A 340-nucleotide genomic window follows, 5' to 3' on the forward strand; every position below is an offset into this window, starting at 1 on the left:
GGTCAGGGTGACGTCAGTGTCAGCCTTGTTGCTCAAGGTGGCGGTGTAAGTGATTTTCCCGCCTTCGTTGACGGCGTCTGGCGCGGTCAAGGTGACGGTGGTGGTGTTGTCGGTGCCCGGTGTGTCAGTTACGACGGTGGTGACTTTATCGGTACCTGGAACCAGGTTTTCAAAGTGCTCGCCACCGGTGACTTTTTCGATGCCGGTCGTAACAGTTTGGTCGCCTTTGTACACATCATCCGGCGCTACAGCCGAAACAGTACCGCTCGACTCGTTCACACCGATGGTGATGACCTGTTTGTTATCGAGGGTGATGGTCAGCGGACCAGTGGTATTGGTA

At 55.6% G+C, this 340-nt stretch carries 1 protein-coding gene; it reads right to left on the minus strand.

Going from position 1 to position 340, the window contains the following annotated elements:
• Positions 1 to 340: immunoglobulin-like domain-containing protein (locus tag BHC62_RS06555; RefSeq protein ID WP_143007494.1), on the minus strand; the 340-nt coding region annotated here is incomplete at both ends.

It is taken from the genome of Pseudomonas sp. 06C 126, from assembly GCF_001855215.1.
Classification (GTDB): Bacteria; Pseudomonadota; Gammaproteobacteria; order Pseudomonadales; family Pseudomonadaceae; genus Aquipseudomonas; species Aquipseudomonas proteolytica.